At 59.7% G+C, this 25,923-nt stretch carries 25 protein-coding genes and 1 riboswitch; of the genes, 16 read left to right on the top strand and 9 right to left on the bottom strand.

The genetic code is table 11. The annotated features are described in order from the left end of the window. Positions 1 to 65 precede the first annotated feature (65 nt). Together CKW31_RS20605 and pcsA are read right to left on the bottom strand one after the other, a co-directional pair. Positions 66 to 341, bottom strand: a complete 276-nt coding sequence (locus CKW31_RS20605) for a hypothetical protein (protein WP_095099331.1) — start codon at positions 339 to 341, stop codon at positions 66 to 68. Between the two features lie 252 nt (positions 342 to 593). After that, on the bottom strand, positions 594 to 1,313 hold the full coding sequence (pcsA, locus tag CKW31_RS20610) for a phosphatidylcholine synthase (protein WP_095099333.1): 720 nt from the start codon (positions 1,311 to 1,313) through the stop codon (positions 594 to 596). A 211-nt stretch (positions 1,314 to 1,524) separates the two neighbouring features. Continuing rightward, positions 1,525 to 1,720: riboswitch (cobalamin riboswitch) on the top strand. A 191-nt stretch (positions 1,721 to 1,911) separates the two neighbouring features. Here pcsA and CKW31_RS20615 point away from each other — a divergent pair. The 3 genes from CKW31_RS20615 to CKW31_RS20625 are packed head-to-tail and all read left to right on the top strand — an operon-like array spanning position 1,912 to position 4,783. Next, the gene (locus CKW31_RS20615; protein WP_095099336.1) at positions 1,912 to 2,949 is read left to right on the top strand and encodes an ABC transporter substrate-binding protein; all 1,038 of its coding nucleotides are present in this window, start codon (positions 1,912 to 1,914) and stop codon (positions 2,947 to 2,949) included. Then, positions 2,946 to 3,989, top strand: coding sequence for an iron ABC transporter permease (locus CKW31_RS20620; RefSeq protein WP_095099339.1), 1,044 nt, complete (start codon positions 2,946 to 2,948; stop codon positions 3,987 to 3,989). Before CKW31_RS20615 ends, CKW31_RS20620 begins: the two co-directional genes overlap by 4 nt. Beyond that, complete coding sequence (locus CKW31_RS20625) at positions 3,986 to 4,783, top strand: ABC transporter ATP-binding protein (RefSeq protein ID WP_095099342.1); 798 nt, start codon at positions 3,986 to 3,988, stop codon at positions 4,781 to 4,783. Before CKW31_RS20620 ends, CKW31_RS20625 begins: the two co-directional genes overlap by 4 nt. Before the next feature lie 184 nt (positions 4,784 to 4,967). On the opposite strand, the gene CKW31_RS20630 is transcribed toward CKW31_RS20625, so the two are convergent. Together CKW31_RS20630 and CKW31_RS20635 are read right to left on the bottom strand one after the other, a co-directional pair. Then, positions 4,968 to 5,468: a GNAT family N-acetyltransferase gene (locus CKW31_RS20630; RefSeq protein ID WP_095099345.1), complete on the bottom strand. Its 501-nt coding sequence runs from the start codon at positions 5,466 to 5,468 to the stop codon at positions 4,968 to 4,970. 41 nt (positions 5,469 to 5,509) lie between these two features. After that, a complete protein-coding gene (locus CKW31_RS20635; RefSeq protein ID WP_095099348.1) occupies positions 5,510 to 6,394 on the bottom strand; it encodes a LysR family transcriptional regulator in 885 nt (294 codons plus the stop codon). Between the two features lie 236 nt (positions 6,395 to 6,630). Between CKW31_RS20635 and CKW31_RS20640 the strand changes: the two genes are divergently transcribed. Then, positions 6,631 to 7,101 (top strand): multidrug/biocide efflux PACE transporter, encoded by a 471-nt coding sequence (locus CKW31_RS20640; RefSeq protein WP_095099351.1) that lies wholly within the window; start codon positions 6,631 to 6,633, stop codon positions 7,099 to 7,101. Here the strand turns inward: CKW31_RS20640 and CKW31_RS20645 are convergent. Beyond that, the gene (locus CKW31_RS20645; RefSeq protein WP_095099354.1) at positions 7,055 to 7,972 is read right to left on the bottom strand and encodes a LysR substrate-binding domain-containing protein; all 918 of its coding nucleotides are present in this window, start codon (positions 7,970 to 7,972) and stop codon (positions 7,055 to 7,057) included. The two genes, CKW31_RS20640 and CKW31_RS20645, sit on opposite strands and share 47 nt — an antisense overlap. Positions 7,973 to 8,150: 178 nt before the next feature. Between CKW31_RS20645 and CKW31_RS20650 the strand changes: the two genes are divergently transcribed. The 10 genes from CKW31_RS20650 to CKW31_RS20700 all read left to right on the top strand — a co-directional run bounded on the left by CKW31_RS20650 (position 8,151) and on the right by CKW31_RS20700 (position 18,746). Beyond that, the gene (locus CKW31_RS20650; protein ID WP_095099357.1) at positions 8,151 to 9,671 is read left to right on the top strand and encodes an ABC transporter substrate-binding protein; all 1,521 of its coding nucleotides are present in this window, start codon (positions 8,151 to 8,153) and stop codon (positions 9,669 to 9,671) included. 86 nt (positions 9,672 to 9,757) lie between these two features. Continuing rightward, positions 9,758 to 10,675, top strand: a complete 918-nt coding sequence (locus tag CKW31_RS20655; RefSeq protein ID WP_095099360.1) for an ABC transporter permease — start codon at positions 9,758 to 9,760, stop codon at positions 10,673 to 10,675. A gap of 223 nt (positions 10,676 to 10,898) precedes the next feature. After that, positions 10,899 to 11,804, top strand: a complete 906-nt coding sequence (locus CKW31_RS20665; protein WP_095099366.1) for an ABC transporter permease — start codon at positions 10,899 to 10,901, stop codon at positions 11,802 to 11,804. Positions 11,805 to 11,820: 16 nt separating this feature from the next. Beyond that, complete coding sequence (locus tag CKW31_RS20670) at positions 11,821 to 12,852, top strand: ABC transporter ATP-binding protein (protein WP_095099369.1); 1,032 nt, start codon at positions 11,821 to 11,823, stop codon at positions 12,850 to 12,852. Then, positions 12,849 to 13,838, top strand: coding sequence for an ABC transporter ATP-binding protein (locus CKW31_RS20675; RefSeq protein WP_095099372.1), 990 nt, complete (start codon positions 12,849 to 12,851; stop codon positions 13,836 to 13,838). Before CKW31_RS20670 ends, CKW31_RS20675 begins: the two co-directional genes overlap by 4 nt. Beyond that, a complete protein-coding gene (locus tag CKW31_RS20680; protein WP_095099375.1) occupies positions 13,835 to 15,259 on the top strand; it encodes a M20 family metallopeptidase in 1,425 nt (474 codons plus the stop codon). The genes CKW31_RS20675 and CKW31_RS20680 overlap by 4 nt, the downstream gene beginning before the upstream one ends. Next, positions 15,256 to 16,410 (top strand): M20 family metallopeptidase, encoded by a 1,155-nt coding sequence (locus tag CKW31_RS20685; protein ID WP_095099378.1) that lies wholly within the window; start codon positions 15,256 to 15,258, stop codon positions 16,408 to 16,410. The genes CKW31_RS20680 and CKW31_RS20685 overlap by 4 nt, the downstream gene beginning before the upstream one ends. Before the next feature lie 110 nt (positions 16,411 to 16,520). Beyond that, positions 16,521 to 16,958, top strand: coding sequence for a carboxymuconolactone decarboxylase family protein (locus CKW31_RS20690; RefSeq protein WP_095099381.1), 438 nt, complete (start codon positions 16,521 to 16,523; stop codon positions 16,956 to 16,958). 479 nt (positions 16,959 to 17,437) lie between these two features. Next, positions 17,438 to 17,686, top strand: a complete 249-nt coding sequence (locus tag CKW31_RS20695) for a hypothetical protein (protein WP_095099384.1) — start codon at positions 17,438 to 17,440, stop codon at positions 17,684 to 17,686. Between the two features lie 211 nt (positions 17,687 to 17,897). Beyond that, positions 17,898 to 18,746 carry a PhzF family phenazine biosynthesis protein gene (locus CKW31_RS20700; RefSeq protein ID WP_095099386.1) on the top strand — a complete coding sequence of 283 codons (849 nt, stop codon included), beginning with the start codon at positions 17,898 to 17,900 and terminating at the stop codon, positions 18,744 to 18,746. 1 nt (position 18,747) lies between these two features. On the opposite strand, the gene CKW31_RS20705 is transcribed toward CKW31_RS20700, so the two are convergent. Beyond that, entirely contained in the window at positions 18,748 to 19,899 is a 1,152-nt protein-coding gene (locus tag CKW31_RS20705) for an MFS transporter (RefSeq protein WP_095099388.1), read from the bottom strand. A gap of 347 nt (positions 19,900 to 20,246) precedes the next feature. On the opposite strand from CKW31_RS20705, the gene rarD reads away from it, so the two are divergent. Next, a complete protein-coding gene (rarD, locus tag CKW31_RS20710) occupies positions 20,247 to 21,122 on the top strand; it encodes an EamA family transporter RarD (protein WP_095099390.1) in 876 nt (291 codons plus the stop codon). Here rarD and zapE read toward each other — a convergent pair whose 3' ends face one another. Then, positions 21,123 to 22,238 (bottom strand): cell division protein ZapE, encoded by a 1,116-nt coding sequence (gene zapE / locus CKW31_RS20715; protein ID WP_095099392.1) that lies wholly within the window; start codon positions 22,236 to 22,238, stop codon positions 21,123 to 21,125. A 224-nt stretch (positions 22,239 to 22,462) separates the two neighbouring features. Between zapE and CKW31_RS20720 the strand changes: the two genes are divergently transcribed. Then, entirely contained in the window at positions 22,463 to 23,908 is a 1,446-nt protein-coding gene (locus tag CKW31_RS20720) for a SulP family inorganic anion transporter (RefSeq protein ID WP_095099395.1), read from the top strand. A gap of 208 nt (positions 23,909 to 24,116) precedes the next feature. Here CKW31_RS20720 and CKW31_RS20725 read toward each other — a convergent pair whose 3' ends face one another. Together CKW31_RS20725 and CKW31_RS20730 are read right to left on the bottom strand one after the other, a co-directional pair. Further along, positions 24,117 to 24,437 (bottom strand): hypothetical protein, encoded by a 321-nt coding sequence (locus CKW31_RS20725; RefSeq protein ID WP_095099397.1) that lies wholly within the window; start codon positions 24,435 to 24,437, stop codon positions 24,117 to 24,119. Then, a complete protein-coding gene (locus CKW31_RS20730; protein ID WP_095099398.1) occupies positions 24,434 to 25,789 on the bottom strand; it encodes an acyclic terpene utilization AtuA family protein in 1,356 nt (451 codons plus the stop codon). Before CKW31_RS20730 ends, CKW31_RS20725 begins: the two co-directional genes overlap by 4 nt. Between the last annotated feature and the right edge of the window lie 134 nt (positions 25,790 to 25,923).

A 25,923-nucleotide genomic window follows, 5' to 3' on the forward strand; every position in this document is an offset into this window, starting at 1 on the left:
CAGGTAAAAATACAACCGGTACAGTTCTGGATAACCAAGGACTTATCGGGACTGTACTTGAGCGCTTAGCCTTGACGATCCTTGCTGACTTCAGCGTTATCAGCACTGATCTCACCGCGATTATCAAATGCCCGAACAGCTTGCATCTGTGGATCAGCCAACAGTTTAGCCTTGGCGATCTGATACTCGTCGAAGGTCAGCCCGCGACGATTCAAATCTTCCAGCGCTAACTGATGTGTTTCCTGGGCGGTGTAAGGACGCAATTCAACGGCATGATGGGTGGAGCAACCGGAGACAACAGCAACGGTCAATAACAGGGCAAAAGCGTAAATGCGGTTCATGAGAGCCTCCGGATCGGGTTCATTTCGGGAATGAACAAAGGTTACGCCCGGAGTCGTTTACGTAGAAATCACTGCTCTTGATAGTCGGTATTGGTGGGGGAAAATTGTCAGAAATGCAATCGCTGTCGTGCGGCAAACATTGGACCTGTAGGAGCGCACGAGCACCGCGAGGCCCCGATAGCGGTGTATCAGACAGAACGCCATCGCTGCCTCGCGGTGCTCCTGAGCTCCTACAGATCCTTCAAACAGTACTCAAGCCCGCCACTTACCCCAATACTCCAGCGAAGTGCGCCACAGGCAGATGCCGATAAAGTACGCCGACATCGTGAACCACACGCCCATCACCACTGGCCCGTTATGGGGATGGTTGATGATCAGCAACGCACTGCTGATCAACCAGATGGTGGTCACCAGGATATTCAGCGGCATGAAACGACGCACTCGGAACGGATGCAGAAACTTCATCCGTGTCACCGTCAGCAACGCCAGACCGATGATGGTCAGGAAGGTCACCCAAGGCGATGGCTGAATGATGTATAGACACAGCGCCACCACGTTCCAGGCCGCCGGAAAGCCCTGAAAGTAATTGTCCTTGCTCTTCATTTCCAGATTGCAGAAACAGAACAGCGACGACACCAGAATGATCGCAGTGCTCAACAACAACGTATAAGGCGGCAGCGGGATGTAGCTATAAATAAACAACGCAGGGATAAACACGTACGTCAGATAATCAATGACCAGGTCCAGCACTGAACCGTCAAAGCCCGGCAACACCGACTGCACGTTGAATTTGCGCGCCAGCGAACCATCGACGCCATCCACTGCAAGCGCCAGGCCTAGCCACAACAGACATGCCTTGGCTTGATCATCGAACAGGGCAATGGTCGCCAGAAATGCAATGACCACGCCGGTGGCGGTAAAACCGTGGGCACCCCAGGCTTTAAGCCAGGCCACTCGTTGAGTCGATATCACAGGAAAATGTCTCCAAAAGGTGTAGCGGACCAGTGTAAACCTGGTTGGACGGACTATCGACCGGCCATCGGTCGATAAGGTTCACCGCCGGACGGTGTTAACGCCCTGCCAGTTCAGGGTTGCATCATGCGCCGAGCAAGCGAAACGCACGATAAAAAAATGCCTGCCAGCGACCAATATAGGAAAAATCCCCACTCTTTTAAACATATCCATTACCATGCCGCCCGTCGGTTTCCAAACGGGATTAATAGGGAATCCGTGATGACCTCAAGGTCGTCAACCGGAACTGCCCCCGCAACTGTAGGCGCTGAGCCCTGCTCCATCGATGCCACTGGGTCACTCCGGGAAGGCCCGAGCACGGCGATGATGCGTCAGTCAGGAGACCTGCCGACATCAGAAAGCTGCACCGCAGCCAATAAAGCGGCCGCACTTTCTGGCAACTGACCCACCGGCGGGGTGTCCGGGGAGTACATCCGTCAGCACGGCGGCACAGCCGTGACTGATTGACCCTGCCGAGCCTTTGCCAGCAGCAAGTCGTGATGTGTATCCAGCCAGAACACCATCGTGCGGATAACCGTTCGAATGGAGATCGTTTTTCATGTCTTTGCCTCGTTTTGCTGTTCTGCTTGCTGGACTGGGTTTTTCTGCGCTGACCCTGGCGGCCAACCCGGCCCAACCCTCTGGCATGCAGACAACCTACCCGCTGACTCTGGATAACTGCGGCGTGCCGCTGACCTTCGCCAAGGCGCCCGGCAAAGCTGTGACCATTGGCCAGTCAGCCACTGAAATCCTTTATTCCTTGGGGCTGGCCGAGAAAGTGGTCGGGACTTCGCTGTGGTTCAACAACGTGCTGCCCCGTTTCAAGGACCTGAACGACAAGATCCCGCGTCTGGCCGATAACGATCCCAGCTTCGAGGCGGTGATCAACAAGCGCCCGGAACTGGTCGCCGTGCAATTCGAATGGATGGTCGGCCCCCAAGGCGTGGTGGGCACCCGGCAACAATTCAACGAAATGAAAATCCCCACCTACCTCATGCCGTCGGACTGCGAAGGCAAAGACAATCTGAAAGGTGCTGATGGCACGCGCCTGCGCCCGTTTTCGATCGACAGCCTGTACAAGACCGTCACGCAACTGGCGCAAATCTTCGACGTCCAGGCCCGTGGTGCCGAGTTGAACGCCGACCTGCAGGCACGTCTCGCCACGGCTCAGGCCAGCGTCAAAGGCAAACACCTGAAGGACGCCTCGGCAGTATTCTGGTTCTCCAGCGCAGACCTGAACGTCGACCCTTATGTCGCCGGTCGCAAAGGCATTCCGGCGTTCATGATGGACACCCTGGGTCTGCGCAATATCGTGCAGTCCGATGAGGAATGGCCGACGGTTGGCTGGGAAACCATCGCCAAGGCCAACCCGACCATTCTGGTACTGGCGCGCATGGACCGCCGCCGCTTCCCGGCCGATGATTTCCAGAAAAAACTGGAATTCCTCAAGACCGACCCTGTCACCAAAAACATGGACGCGGTCAAGAACAACCGGATTGTCATTCTGGACGCCCAAGCCATGGAAGCGACGATTCGTACCTTCGACGGCATCGATGAACTGGCGGACGCCATCGACAAATTTGATCTGCACCCATGACAGCGCAATTCGCCGGTCGCTTGTTACGCAAGATTTGCCTGCACGGAGCCTGGGTGCTGGCGGTGTTGCTGGTGGCGATTGTCGCGGGCATTGCCATTGGCGAAACGCCGATCAGCCTGTCGCTGGTGTTTCAGGTGCTGGCCAACAAGCTATGGGGCGCAGGCTTCGTGCTCGACCCTATCGATGAAGGCATCGTCTGGAATTATCGCCTGACCCGCGCCCTCGTCGCAGCGGCCTGCGGCGCGGGCCTGGCTATTTCGGGCGTGGTTTTGCAATCACTGTTGCGCAACCCCCTGGCCGATCCTTACCTGCTGGGCATTTCCGCCGGGGCCTCGACCGGCGCGGTCCTGGTAGCGATCATCGGCGTGGGCGCAGGCGCTATCTCGTTGTCAGCCGGGGCGTTTGCCGGGGCCATGGCCGCTTTTGTGCTGGTCGCCCTGCTGGCGCGCAGTACCGGCGCTGTCAGTGGCAGCGGGCAGATCATTCTCGCGGGCATCGCCGGTTCGCAACTGTTCAACGCCCTGACCTCTTTCCTGATTACCAAATCAGCCAACTCCGAACAGGCACGCGGCATCATGTTCTGGCTGCTGGGCAACCTCAGTGGCGTGCGCTGGCAATCAGTCACGCTGGCCGTGCCGGTGGTGTTGATCGGTCTGGCGGTCTGCCTGTGGCATCGGCGCTCGCTGGATGCGTTCATGTTCGGCAGTGATTCCGCCGCGGCCCTGGGCATCCCGGTGCGTAGGGTTCAAGTGATATTGATCGCCACGGTGGCGCTGGTCACGGCGGTGATGGTCTCGCTGGTGGGTTCCATCGGTTTTGTCGGCCTGGTCGTGCCCCATGCGGCGCGCTTGCTGGTCGGCGTGCGTCATGGTCGTTTGATCCCGGTCAGTGCCCTGGCCGGCGCGGTCTTTCTGATCGCTGCCGATGTGCTGTCCCGCACGGCGATCAAGGGCCAGGTCTTGCCCGTCGGAGTCATCACCGCCCTGATCGGCGCACCGGTATTCGCCGTGATTCTGATAAAGGCCAAGGGGGGTCGATGAGCATTCTCAAACAGCCAGCGACCGACATCGACCGCGACGTGTTGTCGTGCTCCGGTCTGAACTGGTCGATCAAGGGTGTGCCCATTGTTCGGGATGTCGCGTTGCAGTTACGGCGCGGTGAAACCCTGGGATTGATCGGCCCCAACGGCTCCGGCAAATCCAGCCTGCTGAAGTTGCTGTCTGGCATCCGCACCCCGGCCAGCGGCGAGATCTACCTTAACGGCATTAACCTTGCCGCCATGAAACGCCGCGATGTCGCGCAGATGATTGCGGTTGTCGAGCAGCAGGCGGAAACCTCGGACGCGATCACGGTGCTGGACGCTGTAGAACTGGGCCGCACGCCTTGGCTTTCAGCGCTGGAGCCCTGGTCAGCCGCAGACGATGGCATTGTTCGTCAGGCCTTGCACGATGTCGACATGGCCGACAAACCCAAGCGCGCCTGGCACAGCCTGTCGGGGGGCGAAAGACAACGCGTCCACATCGCCCGCGCCCTGGCTCAACGACCGCAGATCCTGTTGCTGGATGAACCCACCAACCACCTGGATATCCAGCATCAGTTGAGCATTCTGGGGCTTGTCAGATCATTGTCGGTTACGACCCTGATCGCCCTCCACGACCTGAATCAGGCGCTGGCCTGCGACCGACTGGCCGTGATGGACAAAGGCGCACTGATCGCCATCGGTGAACCGTCCGAGGTTCTGACCTGCGAGTTGCTGCGCGAGACGTTTGGTGTAGAAGCGCACTACCTGACCGATCCGTATGACGGGACGCGAATATTGCGGTTCAGGTCGTAAAGCTGAAGAAGTCAGTCAATGGCGCGGGCCCGTGGGACCGGCTTCAGCCGGGAAGAGGCCAGGACAGACACTGAATCTTTATCTGGAGAAATACCGCCTTCCCGGCTAAAGCCGGTCCCACGGTGTCAATCAGCTTGCAGGCGAACATAGAATCCCCCACAGGGGTGCGCGCAAAACCTCGAACCTATACCAATCCGCACTCCATATGCGTCGTCTGCCACACCGGATCGTTTTCCACATCCACTACCCGGAAACCCTGCCGTTCCCAGAAGCCAATCGCCCCCGGCAAAAACGGATGGGTGTGCAGGTAAAGCACGTCCACGCCTTGTTCAACGGCACGCGCTTTGAGGGCCTGGAAGATCGTGGTCGCCAGGCCTGAACGGCGATACTCCGGAATCACGAACAACCGGACGATCTCCACCGCCTTACGCTGCCCGTAATCCAACTGAGGGAAGCGGCCGTCGTACGGCAAGTAACCGATTGCAGCGACGATTTGCCCGTGGCTTCGGGCAATCAGAAACCGGCCGCCGCCTTGCTCGCTGTACACCTGAGCAAAGTTCGCCAGATCGGCTGGCATGCCTGCCGAATCGAGCTTCGGGAAGATTTCTGCACGGGCTCGCAGGACAAAATCCACCACGGCGGGGATCTCTTGAGGTGCTACAGCAACGATTTCTACAGCAGACATATTCAGCGTTCGGTCAGCGAGTGGAGCGTCATCCTAGCCGATCAATCGCCCCGATGCCGGGTGAAAGTCTCCAGTAACCACGCCCCCGCCGGCCCCAGACTACGTTGCCGAGACCAGATGACGTCCACCGCCGAACTGCGCGGCCAGCCAGGTACGTCAAGTTCCTTGAGCTTGCCGCTGGCATAACCCGACACCAGCCAGCGTGGCAATGCAGCCCAACCGAAACCGAACGCAGCCATGTCCATCAGCAACAAATAGTTGGGGGCCGACCACGGGCGATGGCCGCTGATGGGCAAATCATCGGTGGGCACGCTTTGGTCCACCAGGGTGTTCAAGCGCAGCGCCCGGTACTGCGCCAGATGTTGATAATCGACCTTCTCCAACTGAGCCAGCGGATGTTTGTGGGCCACGAACAAACCGAAATCCGCCCGCTCGGCGATGGTGGCGTAACCGACTTCAGGCGGGTAGCTGGCCTGTGCCGAAAGCAGGCCCAGACAGGCGCGGCCTGATTGAATCAGGCTGATAGCGTCGCCGTGCTCGGCAAATACACATTCCAGTTCCAGCTCGGGGAATTGATGGTCCAGCTCTGTCATGCGCAGTTCGAAATCGGCGAACTGGTTGGCGTCGGACAACACCAGCGTCAGGCGTGCCTCCATTCCCCCGGCAAGCCTTCCAGCGGTTCGACGCAGTTTGTCCGAAGCGGCCAACACGTCTTCGATACGTCCGAGCATGGCCCTGCCTGCTTCAGTCAGGACCGGGTGTTTCGAGGAACGGTCGAACAACGCCAGTCCCAGGTCGATCTCAAGTCGGGCAATGGCCTCGCTGATGGTTGATTGACTCTTGCCCAGACGCCGCGCCGCCGCGCTGAACGATCCAAGCGCAACCGTCTGGGCAAACGCTTCCAGGGCTTCCGGTGAATAACTCATGTGAACCTCGTATCGGTTTTACCGATGGAAACGATTTTCACTTTAACGCAGGGGCCGATGAGAATGCACGTCAGCTCAACATTGCAATGCGATCTCTTGTGGGAGCTGTGCTTGCCCGCGATAAGGCTGGACGCGGTTCACTTTAGATCGCGTTGTCCTTATCGCGGGCAAGCACCGCTCCCACAGGGAATGCACTTCAAGGCAGCAGTTTCTGGTAATCCAAAAAGGCCAACCTCATGCCAACCAAATCCATCAAGGAACGTGCCTTCCACGCGTTTCTTTTCGAAATCATCGGCGTCCTGCTGTTTGCCCCGCTGCTCGCCTGGGTCATGGGGCATTCGCTGGCCAAAATGGGCGCAATGACCGTCATGATCTCCACCGTAGCCATGCTCTGGAACATGCTGTTCAACGCCATGTTCGATGGCCTGCGGCGCAAATGGGGCTTGCGGCTATCACTGGGTACACGTGTACTGCATGCATTGGGTTTCGAGAGCGGCCTGATTCTGGTGATCGTGCCGTTGGCAGCGTGGTGGCTGTCGATCAGTCTGCTGGAAGCGTTCCTGCTGGATATAGGTCTGCTGTTGCTGTTCTTGCCGTACACCTTGATCTTCAACTGGGCATACGACGCTCTTCGGGAGCGTGTAATCCAGCGCCGCCAGGCTAATCGCCAAGGGTTTTCGCAAGCTCGGCGATCAGAAAATCCCTGAACGCAGACACGGCCGCCGGCAGGTTACGTCCGGCCATGCTTTGCATTTCGATCCGCCGTGCCTGCATGCCTTCGTCGAGAATCGGCAAACAGCGCAATTCTTTGCCGACGACCTGTTTGTGCAGGGTCATTTCACTCGAAAGACTGATGCCTCCCTCCTCACGCACAAAGCTGTACAGCGCGCCGATGTAATTGCTGGTCAGCACCGGCTCGAACATCAGGCCTTGTACACCGCAGCAAATATCAAACAGTTGGCGCAGTGTCGTGTCAGGCCTTGGCAGAGCAATCGGGTAAGGCTGCAATTCGGCAAGGCTGACCGCGTCGCGTCCGGCCAACGGATGGGAGTTGGCAACCACGGCAAAGATCGCCCCGCTCATGACGTGCTCGACGCAGATTTCCTTTTGTGGCGTCAGGCTGAAGGTCAATGCCAGATCAGCCTCGCCAGAGCGGACTTTCTCTGTGGCTTCAGCCGGTGCGCACACTTCCAGGGTGAAGTGAATGCCCTGATACTCGCGACGAAATGCAGCGATGCTGTGGGGCATGTAATCCAGCGCGAAACCTTCCGAACAGGCGATGTTCACATTCCCGCGTTGCAGGCCGTGCAGCTCGGTAATTTCCAGCACCACCTGCTCCGCTTCCAGTTGCGATTTGCGCGCGTAAGCTGCCAGCCGCGTGCCGGCTTCACTGAGCACCATGCCCCGGGCGCGGCGCTCGAACAGGGTGGCGTCCAGGGCGAGTTCGAGCTTGGTGATCTGCCGACTCACCGCTGAAGCGGCGACATTCAGGCGCATGGACGCCTCGCTGATGGAACCGCAGCGGGCCACTTCGAGGAAATAGCGCAGGGCCGTGGACTGCACGCCATACAACTGCATCAGTACCTCCATGGATTGCCTTTTTGGCAAAGCAAGTATCGAAAGATTGTGCTTGTGGCATTGGTAAACCATCGCCTACATTCGTGTCCACACCAAAAAGAACATTGCCTGATTTCCTTTCCGCATTTGCGAACAGCTGCCCTTTGATTCAACCACTCTCGCCAACGGAGACGACGGCATGGGCATCAAAGGTTTCGCTTTCAGTATTGCGCTGCTGGGCTCCATCAGCAGCTTCCCGGCCCACGCCGGTAAAGCCAACGACACACTGGTTTACGCTTCCGACAGCGAACCTGAAAACATCAGCCCTTATCACAACGACCTGCGCGAAGGCGTGATTCTCGGTCGGCTGATCTGGGACAACCTGGTGTACCGCGATCCCAAAAGCGGCGAATACAAACCCATGCTGGCCACCAGCTGGAAACAGGTCGACGACACCACCCTCGATTTCGAACTGCGCAAAGGCGTCAAATTTCACAACGGCGACGCATTCACCGCCGACGACGTGGTGTTCACCCTCAACTACGTCGTGTCGCCCGAAGCCAAAGTCGTCACTGTGCAAAACGTCGACTGGATCAAGAGCGCCGAAAAAACCGGTGACTACAGCGTCCGCCTCCATCTGAAAAAACCTTTCCCGCCCGCCCTGGAATACCTGTCCAACGCCGTGCCGATGTTCCCGAAAAACTATTTCGAGAAAGTCGGCATGGCTGAATTCAGCCGCAAACCGATTGGCACCGGCCCGTACAAAGCCGTCTCTGTGGTGGCAGGTGAAGGCGTGACCATGGACCTCAACAAGGACTATTTCAAAGACAGCCCGCAAGGCCTGCCACACATCGGCCACATCAAGTTCCGCGTCATCCCGGACGCCGAGACACGCCTCGCCGAATTGATGACCGGCGGTGTCGACTGGGTATGGCGCGTGGCACCGGATCAGTCGGAGAACCTCAAAAGCATGCCGAACCTGACCGTGACCAGCGGCGAAACCATGCGTATTGGTTTCCTGATTCTCGATGCTCGCGGCACCTCCAGCGAAAACTCACCGATGAAAAACCTCAAGGTGCGTCAGGCGATCAACCACGCCATCAACCGTGACGGGCTGGCCTCGCAACTGGTGGGCGGTGAAGCCAAGCCGCTGCAGGTGGCGTGCTATCCGGGGCAATTCGGTTGCGATACCACGGCGGCGACGGTCTACAACTATGACCCGGCCAAGGCCAAGGCGCTGCTCGCTGAAGCCGGTTATCCAAACGGGTTCGAGACAGAAATCTTCGCCTACCGCGACCGTGATTACGTTGAAGCCATCATCGGCAACCTGCGCGCCGTGGGCATCAACGCCAAGCTGCGCTACCTGAAATACGCTGCCCTGCGCGATCAGCAACGCGGTGGCAAAGTACCGATGTCGTTCCAGGCCTGGGGTTCGTTCTCGATCCTCGACACCTCGGCCTCGGCTGGCACCTGGTTCAAGGGCAACCCGGACGACAATATCAAGGACCCGCAAGTCCAGGGCTGGCTGCAAACCGCCGACAACGCCCTCGACCCGCAGGTGCGCAAGGACAACTACCGCAAGGCCTTGCAGCGCATCAGCGAGCAAGCCTATTGGGCGCCGCTGTTCAACTACTCGATGAACTACGCCTACACCTCCGAACTTGAGTTCACGCCGTATCCGGACGAATTGCCGCGCTTCGTGCTGTCCAGCTGGAAATAAGCCACAACCACCGTTGCCGTGGTGCTGCGTAATCGCGCCACGGCAAACCTCCACTTTTTCAGCCAATGGATACGAGGAAACTTGCCATGCTTGGGTTCCTTCTGCGTCGTCTGGGTATCGCTGTGTGCGTTGCGATTACCGTGTCGATCATCAGTTTTTCTCTTCTGCACCTGTCCGGTGACCTGGCCACTGCCATTGGCGGGCCGGAGGCCAGCAGCGAACAAATCGAACAGATCCGTGTGCAGTACGGTTTGGACAAACCTTTGCCAACCCAGTACTTCAACTGGCTGGGCGAATTGCTGCGACTCGATCTGGGCGACTCTTTTTTCTTTCAGGAATCGGTCTATAACCTGATCGCCAGTCGCCTGCCGATCACTTTGAGTCTGGGCGCAATGGCGCTGGGCATCGCGCTGTTGGTGGCCATCCCGCTGGGTGTATTGGCCGCCGTGAAACGTGACACCTGGATCGACCGCCTGGCATTGAGCATCGCCGTACTGGGCCAGGCCATGCCGAGTTTCTGGTTTGCGCTGATGCTGATCGTGGTGTTCGCCGTCACCCTGAAATGGCTGCCGGTATCGGGTAACTCGACGTTCCTGCATTTCGTGATGCCCGCCATTGCTTTGGGTTACTACGCGACCCCGGCGATCATGCGCCTGACCCGCGCGGGCATGCTTGATGTGCTCAATTCCGATTACATCCGCACCGCGCGGGCCAAGGGTTTGCGCCCGGCGCGGGTGCTGTTCAAGCATGCGTTGCGCAATGCGTTGATTCCGGTCGTAGCGCTGGCGGCGGTGGAGTTCGGCTTCATGCTCGGTGGTTCGGTGGTGATTGAAACCGTGTTCTCCCTGCAAGGCGTCGGGCAACTCGCCTGGGACGCCATCGCCCGCGACGACTTCCCCGTGGTGCAAGCCGTAGTCCTGCTGATCGCCGTTATCTACATCATCCTCACCTTGCTGGCCGACGTGCTCAACGCACTGCTCGACCCGCGCATTCGTGTGCGTTAGGAGGCTTTGCCATGTTCTTGAAGACACGCCATTCAAATCCTGACTACCCAATGCTCATGTCGAACACAAAACCTGTGGGAGCGGTGCTTGCCCGCGATAAGAGCACCGCAGATATCAGGTCTATCGCGTCCAGCCTCATCGCGGGCAAGCACCGCTCCCACATAGAAAGCATTTCAGTTCAGGCAGTTGTGAATGATTTGTGCCGCGCTGAAAGGAGGCTCCCATGAGCACACCTGCCGCCCCTCTCGCCATCAACGATTACCTGCCACCGCCCAGCAGCCTCAGCCGGGTGTTGGGCAAAAGCTTTCGCCATCGCGGTTTTGCCATCGGCATTGTGTTGCTGATGATCATCTTCATCGGTGCGCTGTTTGCGCCGTGGCTGGCGCCTTACGACCCTTACGTCCAGGACGTGATGCTGCGCATGAAACCGCCAGTCTGGATGGCCAACGGCACATGGGAATACCCGCTGGGTACCGACAAGCTGGGCCGTGACTACCTGTCGCGTTTGCTCTACGGCGCGCGTATCTCGCTGTTCATCGGTGTCGCCGCCGCGTTGATCTCCGGCTTTATCGGCACAGTCATGGGCCTGTTGGCCGGTTACTACGGCGGCAAGGTCGACGCCTTCATCAGCTATCTGATTACCACCCGACTGGCGATGCCGGTGGTGATGGTTGCACTGGCTTCGGCTTCACTGATGGGCGGCTCATTGAAAGTCGTGATCGTGCTGCTCGGCTGCCTGTTGTGGGATCGCTTTGCAGTCGTCGTCAGGGCTTCGGTGCAGCAGATTCGCGATGCCGAATACGTCGCCTCGGCCCAAGCCTTGGGTTGCTCGACCCTGCGCATTCTCGCCAGTGAAATCCTGCCCAATCTGGTGGGCGCGCTGATCGTAGTCGCTACCCTGGAAATGGCCCACGCGATCCTGCTGGAATCGGCGCTGTCATTCCTCGGGGTGGGCGTACAACCGCCAACTCCGTCCTGGGGACTGATGATCGCCGAAGGCAAACCCTACATGTTTTTTTCCCCGTGGGTCATCGCCATTCCCGGCGTTGCCCTGATGATTCTGGTGCTGGGCATCAACCTGGTCGGCGACGGTCTGCGCGACCTGATCCTGCCCGACGGCCGCAACTGATAGAGGAGCCACGAACATGGCACTACTCCACGTTGAAAACCTGCGCGTCGACATCCCCATGGGCAACAGCCCGACACCGGATGACATGCTGCACGCCGTGCGCGGTCTGGATTTTGAAGTCGAGCGCGGCGAGATGCTGTGCATCGTCGGTGAGTCCGGCTGCGGCAAATCCCTGACCTCTCTGGCGCTCATGGACCTGCTGCCTCGCAAGGCCAGACGCACCGCAACCCGACTCACACTGGACGGCATCGACATGCTCACCCAGAGCGAACGGCGCATGTGCGACCTGCGGGGCAACCGCCTGGCAATGATCTTTCAGGAGCCCATGACCTCGCTGAACCCGGCTTACAGCATCGGTGATCAGTTGAGCGAAGTACTGACCCAACACCGCAAGGTCTCTCGAAAAGACGCCATGGCCCGCGCCGCGCAGATGCTGGAAAAAGTCGGCATCAGCAACGCCACGGAACGGCTCGGCCAATACCCGCACCAGCTCTCCGGCGGTTTGCGGCAGCGGGTGATCATTGCCATGGCCTTGATGTGCGAGCCGGACCTGATCATCGCCGACGAACCCACCACCGCACTGGACGTGACGATTCAGGCGCAGATCCTGCGGCTGATTCGCGACATTCAGAAAGAATTCGGTCTGGCGGTGATTTTCATCACCCATGATCTGGGTCTGGTGGCGCGTATCGCTGACCGTGTCGCGGTGATGTACGCGGGGGAAATCGTCGAAACCGCCCCCGCCCTGCAACTCTTCGAAAACCCGCAGCACCCGTATACCAAGGGCTTGCTGGCAAGTATCCCGATCCCGGGGAAGACCAAACCCGGCGAAGCGCTGGGTTCGATCCCTGGTCTGGTGCCCAGTCTGGTGGGTGAACAACAAGGCTGCGCATTCCGTAACCGTTGCGGTCAGGCCGTTGATGCCTGCGCGCAGAACATTCCCGAAATAATGCGAGACGGCCACATGGCTCGCTGCCTGTTTGCCGCGCCGGGTCCGGAGCCGACCCGCCAACAGGCTCAGCTCCAGCAAGGGAGTGCCCGCGCATGAAAAAGGACATTGCTCTGGAGCTGTGCGACATCCGTCGCGAGTTCCGCATGAACAAAGGCTTCTTCAAAGCCCCCGCCACCCTCAAGGCCGTGGACGGTGTGTCGCTGCGCCTGATGCGCGGCGAAACCCTCGGGCTGGTGGGCGAATCCGGTTGCGGCAAAAGCACGCTGGCGAAAATGCTGCTCGGTCTGCTACCGCCCACCAGCGGCGATGTACTGGTCAATGGCAAACATCTGGCGGCCACCGATCGCAAGGAAATGTCCCGGCATATCCAGCCGATTTTCCAGGACCCGTATTCGTCGCTGAACCCGCGCAAGACGCTGCGGGAAATCGTCACCCTGCCGCTGATCGTCCACGACATCGGCACCACTGCCGAGCGTCGCAAGAAGACCGAAGAAATGCTCGACGTGGTCGGTCTGCCCAAGCGAGTGATCGACAGCTATCCGAGCCAATTGTCCGGCGGCCAACGCCAGCGTGTGGCAATTGCCCGCGCCTTGATCATGCGCCCGGACGTGCTGATCTGCGACGAGCCCACGTCAGCGCTGGACGTTTCGGTACAGGCGCAAATCCTCAACCTGCTCCAGGACCTCAAGCGCGAATTCGGCCTGACTTACCTGCTGATCAGCCACAACCTGGCGGTCATCGAACATCTGGCTGATCGCGTTGCGGTGATGTATCTGGGGAGGATCGTCGAAGAACGCACCCGCGAATCCTTGTTCGCCGCGCCCGGCCACCCCTACACCCGTGCGCTGCTCGATTCGGTGCTCACCCCCGATCCGCGTTTGGGCATCCCCGACATCGGCCTGCATGGCACCTTCCCCAACCCCATGTCTCCGCCATCAGGTTGCGCATTCCATCCGCGTTGCCCGAGCTGTTTCGCGCCCTGCAAGACGGCCTACCCGGCCAATGATTCGATCATCGGCGGCAAAGTACGCTGCCACCTCCACGACAGTCCTGCCCAAACTTTGGAGCTCGTCCACTCATGAGTCGCTCACAGGCCATCCACAACACTACCGAGCAGTTCGACAACGGCGCCTTTCTGTCCCTGCTCGAACGCAGCGTTGCCCTGCACACCGAAAGCCAGATTCCAGACCAACTGCCGGAGCTCTACCGCTACCTCAAGGAATTCATCACGCCCCACGTCGAAGCGCTGGGCTTCAGCGTGCAGGTCTACGACAACCCGTTGCCCAAACGCGGACCGCTATTGATCGCCACCCGTATTGAAGACCCGGCATTGCCGACGGTGCTCAGCTACGGCCATGGCGATGTGGTTAACGGCTACGATGCGCAATGGCGTGAAGGCTTGTCGCCCTGGGAAGTCAAAGTGGATGGCGAGCGCTGGTACGGTCGCGGCACCGCGGACAACAAGGGCCAGCACCTGATCAACCTGACGGCGCTGGAACAAACCCTCAAGGCTCGCGATGGCAAGCTGGGTTTCAACGTTAAACTGCTGCTGGAAATGGGCGAAGAGGATGGCTCACCGGGTTTGCGTGCGTTCTGCGAAGCGCATCCTGAAGAACTCAAGGCTGACGTCTTCATCGCCTCGGACGGCCCGCGTCTGGCGGCTTCGCGCCCGACGATATTTCTCGGGTCACGGGGCGTGTTCAACTTCGAACTCAGCGTCAACCTGCGTGAAGGCGCGCACCATTCCGGCAACTGGGGCGGGCTGCTGTCCAACCCGGGGATCATTCTGGCCAACGCCATTGCCAGCATGGTCGATGAAAAGGGCCGGGTAAAAATCCCCGCACTGATGCCCAAAGAAGTGCCCGAAGCCGTCCGCCTGGCGCTGGCGGATATTGAAGTCGGTGGCGGTCCCGGCGACCCGGAAATCGATCCGAACTGGGGCAACCCCGAGTTGACCCTGAGCGAAAAAGTCTTCGGCTGGAACACCCTCGACGTCATCGCCTTCAAGACCGGCAACCCAGATGCGCCGGTGCATGCGATCCCCGGTAAAGCTAACGCCCACTGCCACATCCGCTTTGTGGTGGACAGCGACTACACCACCTTCATCCCGGCGGTGCGCGCGCACCTGGATGCCCACGGTTTCACTCAGGTGGAAGTCAAACAGGGCCGCATCGACATGATGAACGCCACCCGTCTTGACCCGCAAAGCCCGTGGGTCGGCTGGGCGCTGAACTCCCTGGCCGAAACCACCGGCAAAAAACCGGCCCTGCTACCCAATCTCGGCGGCTCGCTGCCTAACGACGTCTTTGCTGATGTGCTCGGTTTGCCAACGCTTTGGGTGCCACATTCGTACCCGGCCTGCTCGCAGCATGCGCCCAACGAACATTTGCTCGCCCCCGTAGTGAAGGAAAGCCTGCAAATCATGGCCGGGTTGTTCTGGGACCTGGGCAACGATGCCGCTCGACTGACGCAAGAACATCAACAGCGGGAGCAAGCCAAATGAGCGACCCTCGACAACAGGCGCTGGACTGGCTCGCGGGCCAGGGTGAGGCGATGGAGTCCCTGCTGCAACGCATCGTCGACACCGATTCCAACAGCTACGACAAAGCCGGTGTCGATGCGGTGGGTGCGCTGCTTGCGGCGGAACTGGAAGCCGACGGCATCCTGCTCGAACGCATGCCCGTGGAGGGCTTTGGCGATGTGATGCTCGCTGAGGTTTCCGGCGCTGCGGGCAAGCCGGTATTGCTGCTGGGTCATCGCGACACGGTTTTCCCCAAAAGCACCACCACGACGCGGGGCTATAGCCGCGACGCCTCCCTCGCTTACGGGCCGGGCGTGGCGGACATGAAAGGCGGTCTGGTCCTCAACTGCTTTGCCCTCAAAGCGCTGAAGCGCGCCGGTCAACTGCCCTACCCGGTTCAGGTGTTGTATACCGGTGACGAAGAGATCGGCTCCGGTAGTGCTCGCGGCCATATCGAAACCGCGGCGCGTGCGGCCCGCGCCGTGCTCAACACTGAACCCGGCAGAGCCAGCGGCAACGTGGTCAGCGCCCGCAAAGGCGGTGCGACCTTGATCATCGAAGTCACCGGCCGCGCGGCGCACTCAGGGGTCAACCATGCCGACGGTGCCAGCGCCATCGAAGCCCTGGCGCGCAAGATCGTCAAACTGCATGCCCTGACAGATTACCCGGCAGGCATCACCACCAACGTGGGTCTGGTTTCCGGCGGCACCTCCAGCAACACTGTCGCGCCCAGCGCCACGGCCAAGCTGGACGTGCGCTTCATTGAGCTCAAGCATTGGGACCAGATATTCGAAGCGATTCAGAAGATCGTCGCCGAAGAAGAATTGCCCGGCACCACTGCCGTTTTAAAAGAAGCCACAACCTTCCTGCCCATGGAAGCGCAACACAGCACTCGCTTGCTGGCGCTGTATCAGCAGCAGGCGCAGACATTGGGCTTCAGTGTCGAAGGCGAATTCACCGGTGGTTGTGCCGATTCCGGCTTCACCGCAAGCCTCGGCATTCCGACCCTGTGCGGCCTTGGTCCGGTGGGCGGCAAGGTGCATACCGACCGCGAATACCTGGAACTGGACACCCTCGTGCCCCGCGCTCAGGCATTGGTGGCGACCATTCTGGCGGTGGGTGAAGCTTACTGAGGGAATTGGTCTCTTCGAAACGCCGGGGATTGGCTATCCACATCGCTCACCCCCGACGTTAAGGTTGGCGCCATCGCCCGATTGGGCAGTGAACCTACGAGAGATCAACCATGAACGAACGCATCCAATGGGCCACCGTGGCCCCCGAAGCCTACCGCGCCATGGCGGCCCTTGAAGGGGCCGTCGTCAAATCCGGACTGGAAAGCTCGCTGCTGGAATTGGTCCGGTTGCGCGCCTCGCAAATCAACGGCTGTGCCTTCTGCATCAACAAGCACGCCAACGACGCCCGCCGCGCCGGGGAAAAAGAATCCCGCCTGCAAACCCTTAGCGTCTGGCGTGAAACCGCGTTCTTCACTCCTCGGGAAAAAGCGGCGCTGGCGTGGGTCGAAGCCATGACGCTGTTGCCCAATCAGCAAGCCTCGCAGGAACAATACCTGGCATTACAGGAGCATTTCAGCGACAGCGAAGTGGTCAACCTCACCCTCGCGATTGCGACGATCAATGCCTGGAACCGTTTTGGCGTCGGGTTTGCGATGGTGCCAGCGTAAAGCCCAAGCTGGAATGCTGCCTGCCTGTGGGAATGTGATGTCGTGGGACCGGCTTTAGCCGGGAAGAGGCTACTCCAGACGATGCATTCGTGTCGTCAGAAACTCCGCCTTCCCGGCTAAAGCCGGTCCCACGTCATTCTCTCCAATATTTCAATCTCACCGTTCCTACAGAAAGCAGCGCCTGCTAACTCTGCGCATCACCCCGCCATCGGTTGCACCCGACAGCCCTCCCCCCTATGATTCGCCCCGTCGCTGCACATCAGCGATCGGATTTGGCGATCCGGACTACATATACGCAACAGCTCCAATGCTTGGTTGTCTTCACTTGTGTGGGCAACAGTTATGGCGGCTGTGCGTGGGAGACCTTCGGGTCTGCCGGGTATATGTGACCGGTTCGCCAACCTGCGTACAGCTGCCACCTGATTTTGTTTGGCGACGAAACCGGGGCAGGTTTGAAATCACATAGATGGAATAACCGAATGCCTCAATACACCCCGCTCTCCCAATCCCCCAATACCGTCCTGTTCATCAACCCCGACGCCCCGCTGCCCGACCTGCACCACTTCGCCGTGCAACGCCTGCGTGCCGTCAAAGACCTGATGAACAGCCTCAGCGACGCCAAAGAACCCGACACAGCCAGCCTTGCCAATGCCGCTCACCTGCTGCTGCAGGACAGCTGCGAGGTGCTTGAGATTATGGAAGTCCGGCTCGACAAGCTCGGCGCCTGATTCAATGCAATCTCCTGTAGGAGCTGCCGAAGACTGCGAATCGCGGTTTATATGCCACACCGCTTCGCAGCCTTCGGCAGCTCCTACAGGAATTGTGCGCTGCTCATCTATCGATCAAATTTGCAGATGCTTCACATAAGGACTATTGGTTGGAGTACAGCCCCGGCTGTGAGGAAACTCGCCGGCACTCTTATTACAGGCCCTTACCAACATGACCAACAACGTTCTAAAACTGGCTGCTTTCAGCGACGGCGACCAGGGCGGCAACCCCGCCGGTGTATGGCTCGGTGATTTTTTGCCGGATGAGGCAACGATGCAGCGGATTGCTGCCGAGGTAGGGTTTTCCGAGACTGCGTTTGCAGCACCCATCGCCGAGGGCTTTCGGGTGCGGTATTTCTCGCCTGAAGCCGAGGTACCGTTCTGCGGTCACGCGACGATTGCCCTCGGTGCGGCACTGGCCGGGCAGCATGGCGATGGGGTGTTTAATCTGACGCTGAATCAGGCGCAGATCAGCGTCGAAGGCCACGCCCAGGGCGATTTGATTTCAGCCGCTCTGCAATCACCACCGACTCACAGCGGCCCTGTTGATGATGCCTTGCTGCACGAAGCACTGGCGATGTTCGGCTATGCGCAACACGATCTGGATGCGCGCATTCCACCGGCATTGATCAACGGTGGCGCGCAGCATCTGGTGCTGGTGTTGAACAGCCGGGAAAAACTGCGGGCCATGGAATATGACCAACAGGCCGGACACGAGCTGATGACCCGAGCCGGATGGGTCACGGTATTGCTAGCGTATGCGGAAAACCTGCAGCTGTTCCACACCCGCAATCCGTTCGCGTGGGGCGGCGTGTACGAAGATCCCGCCACTGGCGCTGCAACCGCGGCGTTCGCCGGTTATCTGCGCGATCTTGAATGGCCCCACGGCGGGCATATCGACATTGTGCAGGGCGAGGACATGGGCAGTCGCTCGATACTGCGGGCGCAGATTCCGGAACAAGGCAGCCCGGAGCAGGAAGGCAGTTCGATCCGGGTTTCCGGCATGGCTCGCAAGCTGTAAGTCAGACCTTGAGCCGTGAACCGCCAATGGCTACGCCCACCAGCATCACGGCGACGACCATGAACGCGACTTCCAGGCTGCTGGCGTGGGCGATGAAGCCAATCGCTGCCGGGCCGATCAGAATCCCGGCGTAACCCAGGGTGGTCAACGCCGGGACTGCGACATTCTCGGGCATGCTCTTTTGTCGGCCCAGCGCGCTGTAGCACACCGGCACGATGTTCGAACAGCCCGCGCCCACCAACGCGTAACCGAGCAGTGCGGCTTGCCATGACGGTATGAGGGTCGCCAACGCCAGCCCCGCCGCCGCACACAAGCCACCAAGAATGACGATGTGCCGTGGCCCGACACGCCGCACCACGGCATCGCCGAACAATCGGCCCAGGGTCATGGTGAAGGCAAATACCGCGTACCCCAGCCCCGCGTAGGAGGTTTCAACACCGCGCAACTCGCTGAGGAACACCGCGCTCCAGTCCAGCATTGCGCCTTCGGACAGGAACACCGTGAAACACAGCAGGCCGAGGAACAGCACCACGCCCCGTGGGATGGCGAATGGCGGGCCATCGGTTTCGCTGCCGTAAGTCAGGAAATGCGGTGCGGCCTTGAGCAGCGCGATCAGTAAAACGGCGACAACGGCAAACATCGACACCAGAGGCGACGCGCCCACGCTCAACAAACCGGCGACTCCCGCTGCACCGGCGATGCCACCCAGGCTGAACAGGCCATGAAAACCGGACATCATGGTTTTGCCACTGGCACGCTCGACGATGATCGCCTGGATATTCACCGCACAATCCAGCGCCCCCATGGCGGCGCCGAAGATAAACAGCACGGCAATCAACGACGGCAGATGCGAAACCGTGGCCAACAGCGGCAGGCACAGACAGATGATCGCCGAAGAAATCAGCAACACCCGGCGACAGCCAATTCGCGCTGCCAGCGCACCGGCCAAGGGCATTGCGATGATAGAACCGACACCCAGACACAGCAGCAACAGGCCCAAAGTGCCCTCATCCAGCCCGACCCGGGCTTTGGCATACGGCACCAACGGTGCCCAGGCGGCAATGGCAAAACCGGCAATAAAAAAGGCCACACGGGTGGAGAATTGCTCCAGTCGACCCGGCACAACCGGTGCCGAGGTGCTGATGGAAGTCATGCAGGCTCCTTGAAAAACGGCGGACCAAGAGGTCCGGAAATGGAGTGCAGACTAACAAAGGTTGGGGGTTAACCAAATGGGTATGGAGGAGTGGGTATCTTAGGTTGGCGCATTTCCCTGTGGGAGCGGTGCTTGCCCGCGATAAGGCTGGACGCGATTCACTTTAGATCGCGTCCAGCCTTATCGCGGGCAAGCACCGCTCCCACAAGGAAAATGCATCAGCCTGGAAATCCCATTCGCAAATTTCCCGCCGGGATCACGCTCGCTCCAATAGGTTTGCGCAGCTAAACTACGCACCATTTTGAACCGGGCCGCCCTGCAATTGCCCGCGACGTGAAGAGGCTGCTGTGTATAAAGGTGTGGTGCTGTCGGTCCTGGCTTCAGTGCTGTTTGGGGTGATGTATTTCTATACGTCGCTGCTCAAGCCACTGGGTGGGGAAGAGATCTTCGGCTGGCGGATGTTGCTGACGGTGCCGTGTGTGACCGTCTTTCTGTTGTTCAGCGGCGACTGGCATCTGGTCAGAAAGATCGCCGGACGTATCCGCCAGCAACCGGCACTGCTGATTGGTATCGCTTTGTGCTCACTGCTGTTGGGCGCGCAGTTGCTGGTGTTCATGTGGGCGCCGCTGCATGGCCGCAGCCTGCAGGTGTCCATGGGTTATTTCCTGCTGCCACTGACGATGGTCGTCACCGGGCGCATCGTCTATGGCGAGCGGCTGTCGCGGTTGCAGAAAATCGCCGCCTTCTGCGCCATGGTGGGTGTCGCCAACGAGTTGCTCAATCATGGCAGTTTCGCTTGGGAAACCTTGCTGGTAGCAGTCGGCTATCCACTGTACTTCGTGCTGCGCCGTAAATTGGCCACCGATAACCTGGGCGGCTTGTGGTTCGACATGGCCTTCATGCTGCCCATCAGCGTATGGTTCATCGTCAACGGCGATGCCTCCGTGGTTGAACAATTCCCGATGCTGTATCTGCTGATTCCAGTGCTGGGGCTGATCAGCGCCTCGGCACTGGTCAGCTATATCGTCGCCAGCCGCCTGCTGCCATTCAGCCTGTTTGGCCTGCTCAGTTATGTCGAGCCGGTGTTGCTGGTCGGCGTAGCATTGCTGTTGGGCGAGAGCATCGGCCGCGACGAATGGATGACTTACATTCCGATCTGGCTGGCGGTGCTGGTGCTGATTTTAGAAGGCTGCAAACACGTACTGGCGCAGCGTCGGAGCTGATTACTGGATAAAGCGCTCCAGTTGCATTTCCTGCAAACGGCTCAGGGTGCGACGAAACGCGAACGACAGATAACCCTGGGTGTAGAGCTCGTGCATGGGCACTGCCGCCTCGACATATAAAGGCACGCGACGGTCGTAGCATTCGTCGACCAACGCGATGAAACGTCGGACTCCGTCATCGTGGGGCGACAGCTGCGGCAGTTCGCGATCACCGGCGACCACTTGCTCGACTGCGTCCTCAGTGCCACGGGCAATTTTCGCTTCGCGCTGTGGCGCACTGAGGGCCGGAACTTCACTGAGCAATATCGTCGAGAAGCGGTCGCACAGCTCGATGAAGTCCATGGCGGCCAGCGGCTGCTCACACAAGTCGCCATAGCGGCACCACAACACTGAGTCGCTGTGCTGAATGCTGTTGATGCTGCGATGGCCCACAGGTACTGCGCCACTGGACACGGCTTCATTACCTTTGAGCGTTTCCAATACAGATGCCAGCGCACTGCTCTGCCCCGGCGTGGTAACGAAATACCGCTGATGCAGCAGCCCCGGATGCAGGCGATGGTCTTCGCCGCCATCCACCGTGACGACCTGCATGTAACGCTGAATCGCTGCAATAGCGGGCAGGAATCGCTCCCGGTTATGACCATGGCTGTACAACTGCTCGGGTGGCTGGTTGGAGGTGCAGACCAGCACCACGCCTGCTTCGAACATCGCTTGCAGCAAACCGCCGAGGATCACCGCGTCGCCGATGTCAGTGACAAATAACTCGTCAAAACACATCACCCGCACATCACGCCCCAGCTCATGAGCCACTACTTTCAGCGGGTTGGAGGTGCCGATCAGTTCGAACATGCGCTTGTGAACCCAGCGCATGAAGTGATGGAAATGCTGACGCCGGGCCGGAACGCTGAGGCTTTCGAAAAAACGATCCATCAACCAGGTTTTACCCCGCCCCACCGGCCCCCACAGGTATACGCCCTGAGCCGTTTTCGGGTTGTCGTTCAGTGCCTGAAAACAGGCCTGCAGCTGTTGAACCGCCTGCAACTGCGCAGCGTCCGGCTGGAAGCCCAACTGCTCGACGGCCCGCTCATAGGCCTGCAAAGGGGACACGACATTCATGGGTGGTGCATCGCTCGGTTGAGGGAGGGGGTGCAAAGCATATACGAACGCTGACACAACCTGTAGGAGCTGCCGAAGGCTGCGAAAGCGTCATATCTGACACACCGCGGTTCGCAGCCTTCGGCAGCTCCTACAAGTTTTCTGTCGCATTCGTTAGCACCCACCAGCCACATTCAGTAACATCCCCTCTTTTTGCTTTCCGGCATTTCCCCTTCAGGTAACTCATGAAACCAGCCCGTATACGCGCCGATGTCCTGGCCGGACTCACCACATCCTTCGCTCTGGTGCCCGAGTGCATCGCCTTTGCCTTGGTCGCTCACCTCAACCCACTGATGGGCCTTTATGGCGCGTTCATCATCTGCACGCTGACCGCACTGTTCGGTGGGCGGCCGGGGATGATTTCCGGCGCGGCAGGTTCCATGGCAGTGGTGATCGTCGCGCTGGTAGTGCAACACGGTGTGCAGTATTTGCTGGCGACGGTGCTGCTGGGCGGATTGATCATGATCCTGTTTGGCGTGCTGCGCCTGGGCAAGCTGGTACGGATGGTGCCGTATTCGGTGATGCTCGGATTCGTCAACGGCCTGGCAATTGTGATCGCCATGGCTCAGCTCGAACACTTCAAGGTGGGCGACGCCTGGCTGACTGGAAAACCGTTGTACCTGATGATCGGTCTGGTGGCGCTGACCATGGCCATCGTCTACCTGCTGCCACGCCTGACCAAGGCGATACCGCCTGCGCTGATCGCGATTCTGGGCGTCGGTCTGCTGGTCTACCTGCTTGATCTTCCGACCCATACCCTGGGCGACATGGCGCATATCGCCGGCGGCCTGCCGAGCCTGGCCTTGCCGGAAGTGCCGTGGGATCTGGAAACCCTGCGCATCATCGCGCCTTACGCGATTCTGATGGCGCTGGTGGGTCTGCTGGAAACCCTGCTGACCCTCAACCTGACCGATGAAATCACCGAGAGCCGTGGCTTCCCTGACCGTGAATGCGTGGCGCTGGGCGTGGCCAACATGGCTTCAGGCGTGTGCGGAGGCATGGGCGGTTGCGCGATGATCGGCCAGACTGTGATCAATCTCAGCTCCGGTGGCCGGGGTCGTTTGTCCGGCGTGGTCGCGGGGTTGATGATCCTGATGTTCGTATTGTTTTTGTCGCCGCTGATCGAAGAAATCCCGCTGGCCGCGCTGGTCGGGGTGATGTTCGTGGTGGCCCAGCAGACCTTCGCCTGGGCGTCGTTGCGCGTGCTGCACAAGGTTCCGGTCAACGACGTGCTGGCGATCATCGCCGTGACCGTGGTGACGGTATTGACCGATCTGGCCACGGCGGTGATGTTCGGGATCGTGATCGCGGCGCTCAACTTTGCCTGGCAACAGGCGCGGGAGTTATACGCGGATACGCATCTGGAGGCTGACGGCAGCAAGGTGTACACCCTGCACGGCACGCTATTCTTTGCCTCCACGACGCGCTTTCTCAACCAGTTCGACACGGCTGAAGACCCTGCCCAGGTCACTCTGGATTGCCGCCACCTGAGCTTTGTCGATTACTCGGCGGTGTCGGCTTTGCAGACTTTGCGCGAGCGCTACACCAAGGCAGGCAAGCACCTGCGCGTGGTGCATTTGTCGAATCGTTGCAAGCAGTTGCTCAAGCGGACCGATGTGCAGCATGGGTGAGGCTGGTTGAATGCAGCCTCTGTGGCGGATGCTATTTTGGATCCGCAAGCTGATGTGTGACGTGGGACCGGCTTTAGCCGGGAAAGCGGTATTTCTAACGGCTCATTTTTAGCGCCTGTGACGACCTCTTCCCGGCTAAAGCCGGTCCCACGACATTGCGCCAGCACTTTGGGCATTCCAGTCATTCGTGTTGTCGACAAGCAATCCGTTATACCTCGATATCCAGCAACGCCGCGCCCAGCGCCTTGCCGTGTGCATCCAGCGCCAGTGAGCGAGTTACGCCGCCGCGCAGGATGCCGGGCAGGACAAAGTTCAGAGCGTGAACGTTGGGTAGCTCATAACGGCGCACGGAGCCTGAGTTCGGGTCCAGCAGCTCGGCGAAATATTCAGCCACCCGCTCTGGACTCAGTGCCTCACACAAACGTGAATAGTCTTCAGCACGATAGGCAATCACCGAGATATTCGAGGTGTCACCCTTGTCGCCGGTTCGGGAATGGGCCAGCTCGCGGAGTTTTACCGGCTTGCTCATGATGCATCCTCCAAGTGTACCTGCGCTTTGACCGCAGAACGCGGCACGAATAACGACGCGACCGCCACCACCTGACGCAGGCCTTTAGTTGCCCCGGCGCCGCCATAGGGACCGTTGGTGTACAGGGTTTCGACTTCATTGCCGATGCGTATCGCCTGGGCCTTGTCGGCACAACGGGCGGCCACGCGTAGACGCACTTCCCAAGGCTCACCCGCGGTGCGCGAACCCAGATCGTCACCGTGCAACGAGTCCACGCCAAGCAACTCGGCACGGATGTCTTCATAGATGACGCCGGTCAGTTTCAGACGTTCCAGCACCACATCCCGGGCCAGCCTGCCCCGCGCCAACGCACCCGGCCCGCCATAGGAAATCTGCCCTTCGCCAATCCAGCCATCGAGAAAACCCACCGAGACTTTCAAGGTTTCGGGCCTTGGCTTGCCCTGCGCGCCACTGACCCGAACCCGGTCCAGCCCCTCAACCTCAAACCCGACGGTCGAAAAATCTGCACAGACATCCGGCGTCAGGTACGCCGCTGGATCGTGTACTTCATAGACAAGCTGCTCGGTGCAGGTCGCGGTGTCGATACGCCCACCTGAACCTGCGACTTTGCTGATCACTGCAGAACCGGATGCATCCACTTCAGCCAAAGGAAAGCCCAGGCGCGCCAGGTCCGGCACGTCCTTGTAGCCAGGGTCGGCAAAATAACCGCCACTGATCTGCCCCGCGCATTCAAGCAAGTGACCGATGAGGGTGCCACGGCCCAGCAACGTCCAATCATCCGCCGCCCAGCCGAACTCAAACAGCTGAGGTGCAAGGAACAACGACGGATCAGCAACCCGCCCGGTGATCACGACATCGGCATCGGCCCGCAGTGCCTCGACAATCCCTTCGGCGCCCATGTAAGCGTTGGCAGAGATCAGCCGCTCGCCCAGCGAACCCAAGGTTGCGCCGTTATCCAGAAACTGTTGCGGGTTCACCTGCAAGGCAGCCAGCACGTCATCGCCGGTCACAGCAGCGACTTTCAGGCCATGTAGACCCAACTCGGCAGCAAGGCGCCGCACCTCCCGTGCCGCCGCCAACGGATTGGCCGCGCCCATGTTGGTAATGACCCGCAAGCGCCGCTTCGACCCTGCGCCTACAAACGGCAGCACTCGGCGCATGCGCTCACTCAGCAATGGGTCGTAGCCGGTTTCGGGGTTGTCCAGTCGAGCCTGTTGCGCCAACGCGATGGTGCGCTCGGCGAGGCATTCGAAGACCAGATAATCCAGATCACCGTGTTCAGCCAACTCGACGGCAGGCTCGATACGGTCGCCGGAATAGCCGGCGCCGGAACCGATGCGTAAGGTTTTCATGTTGGTACTCCTGACAAACAAAATATAAATCACTGAATAAATGCGGTTTTCATGTGGGAGCGGTGCTTGCCCGCGATAAGGGCGACGCGGTTCAGGATAAATCGTGGTGCTCTTATCGCGGGCAAGCACCGCTC

The organism is Pseudomonas sp. Irchel 3A5 (assembly GCF_900187575.1).
Lineage (GTDB): Bacteria > Pseudomonadota > Gammaproteobacteria > Pseudomonadales > Pseudomonadaceae > Aquipseudomonas > Aquipseudomonas folii.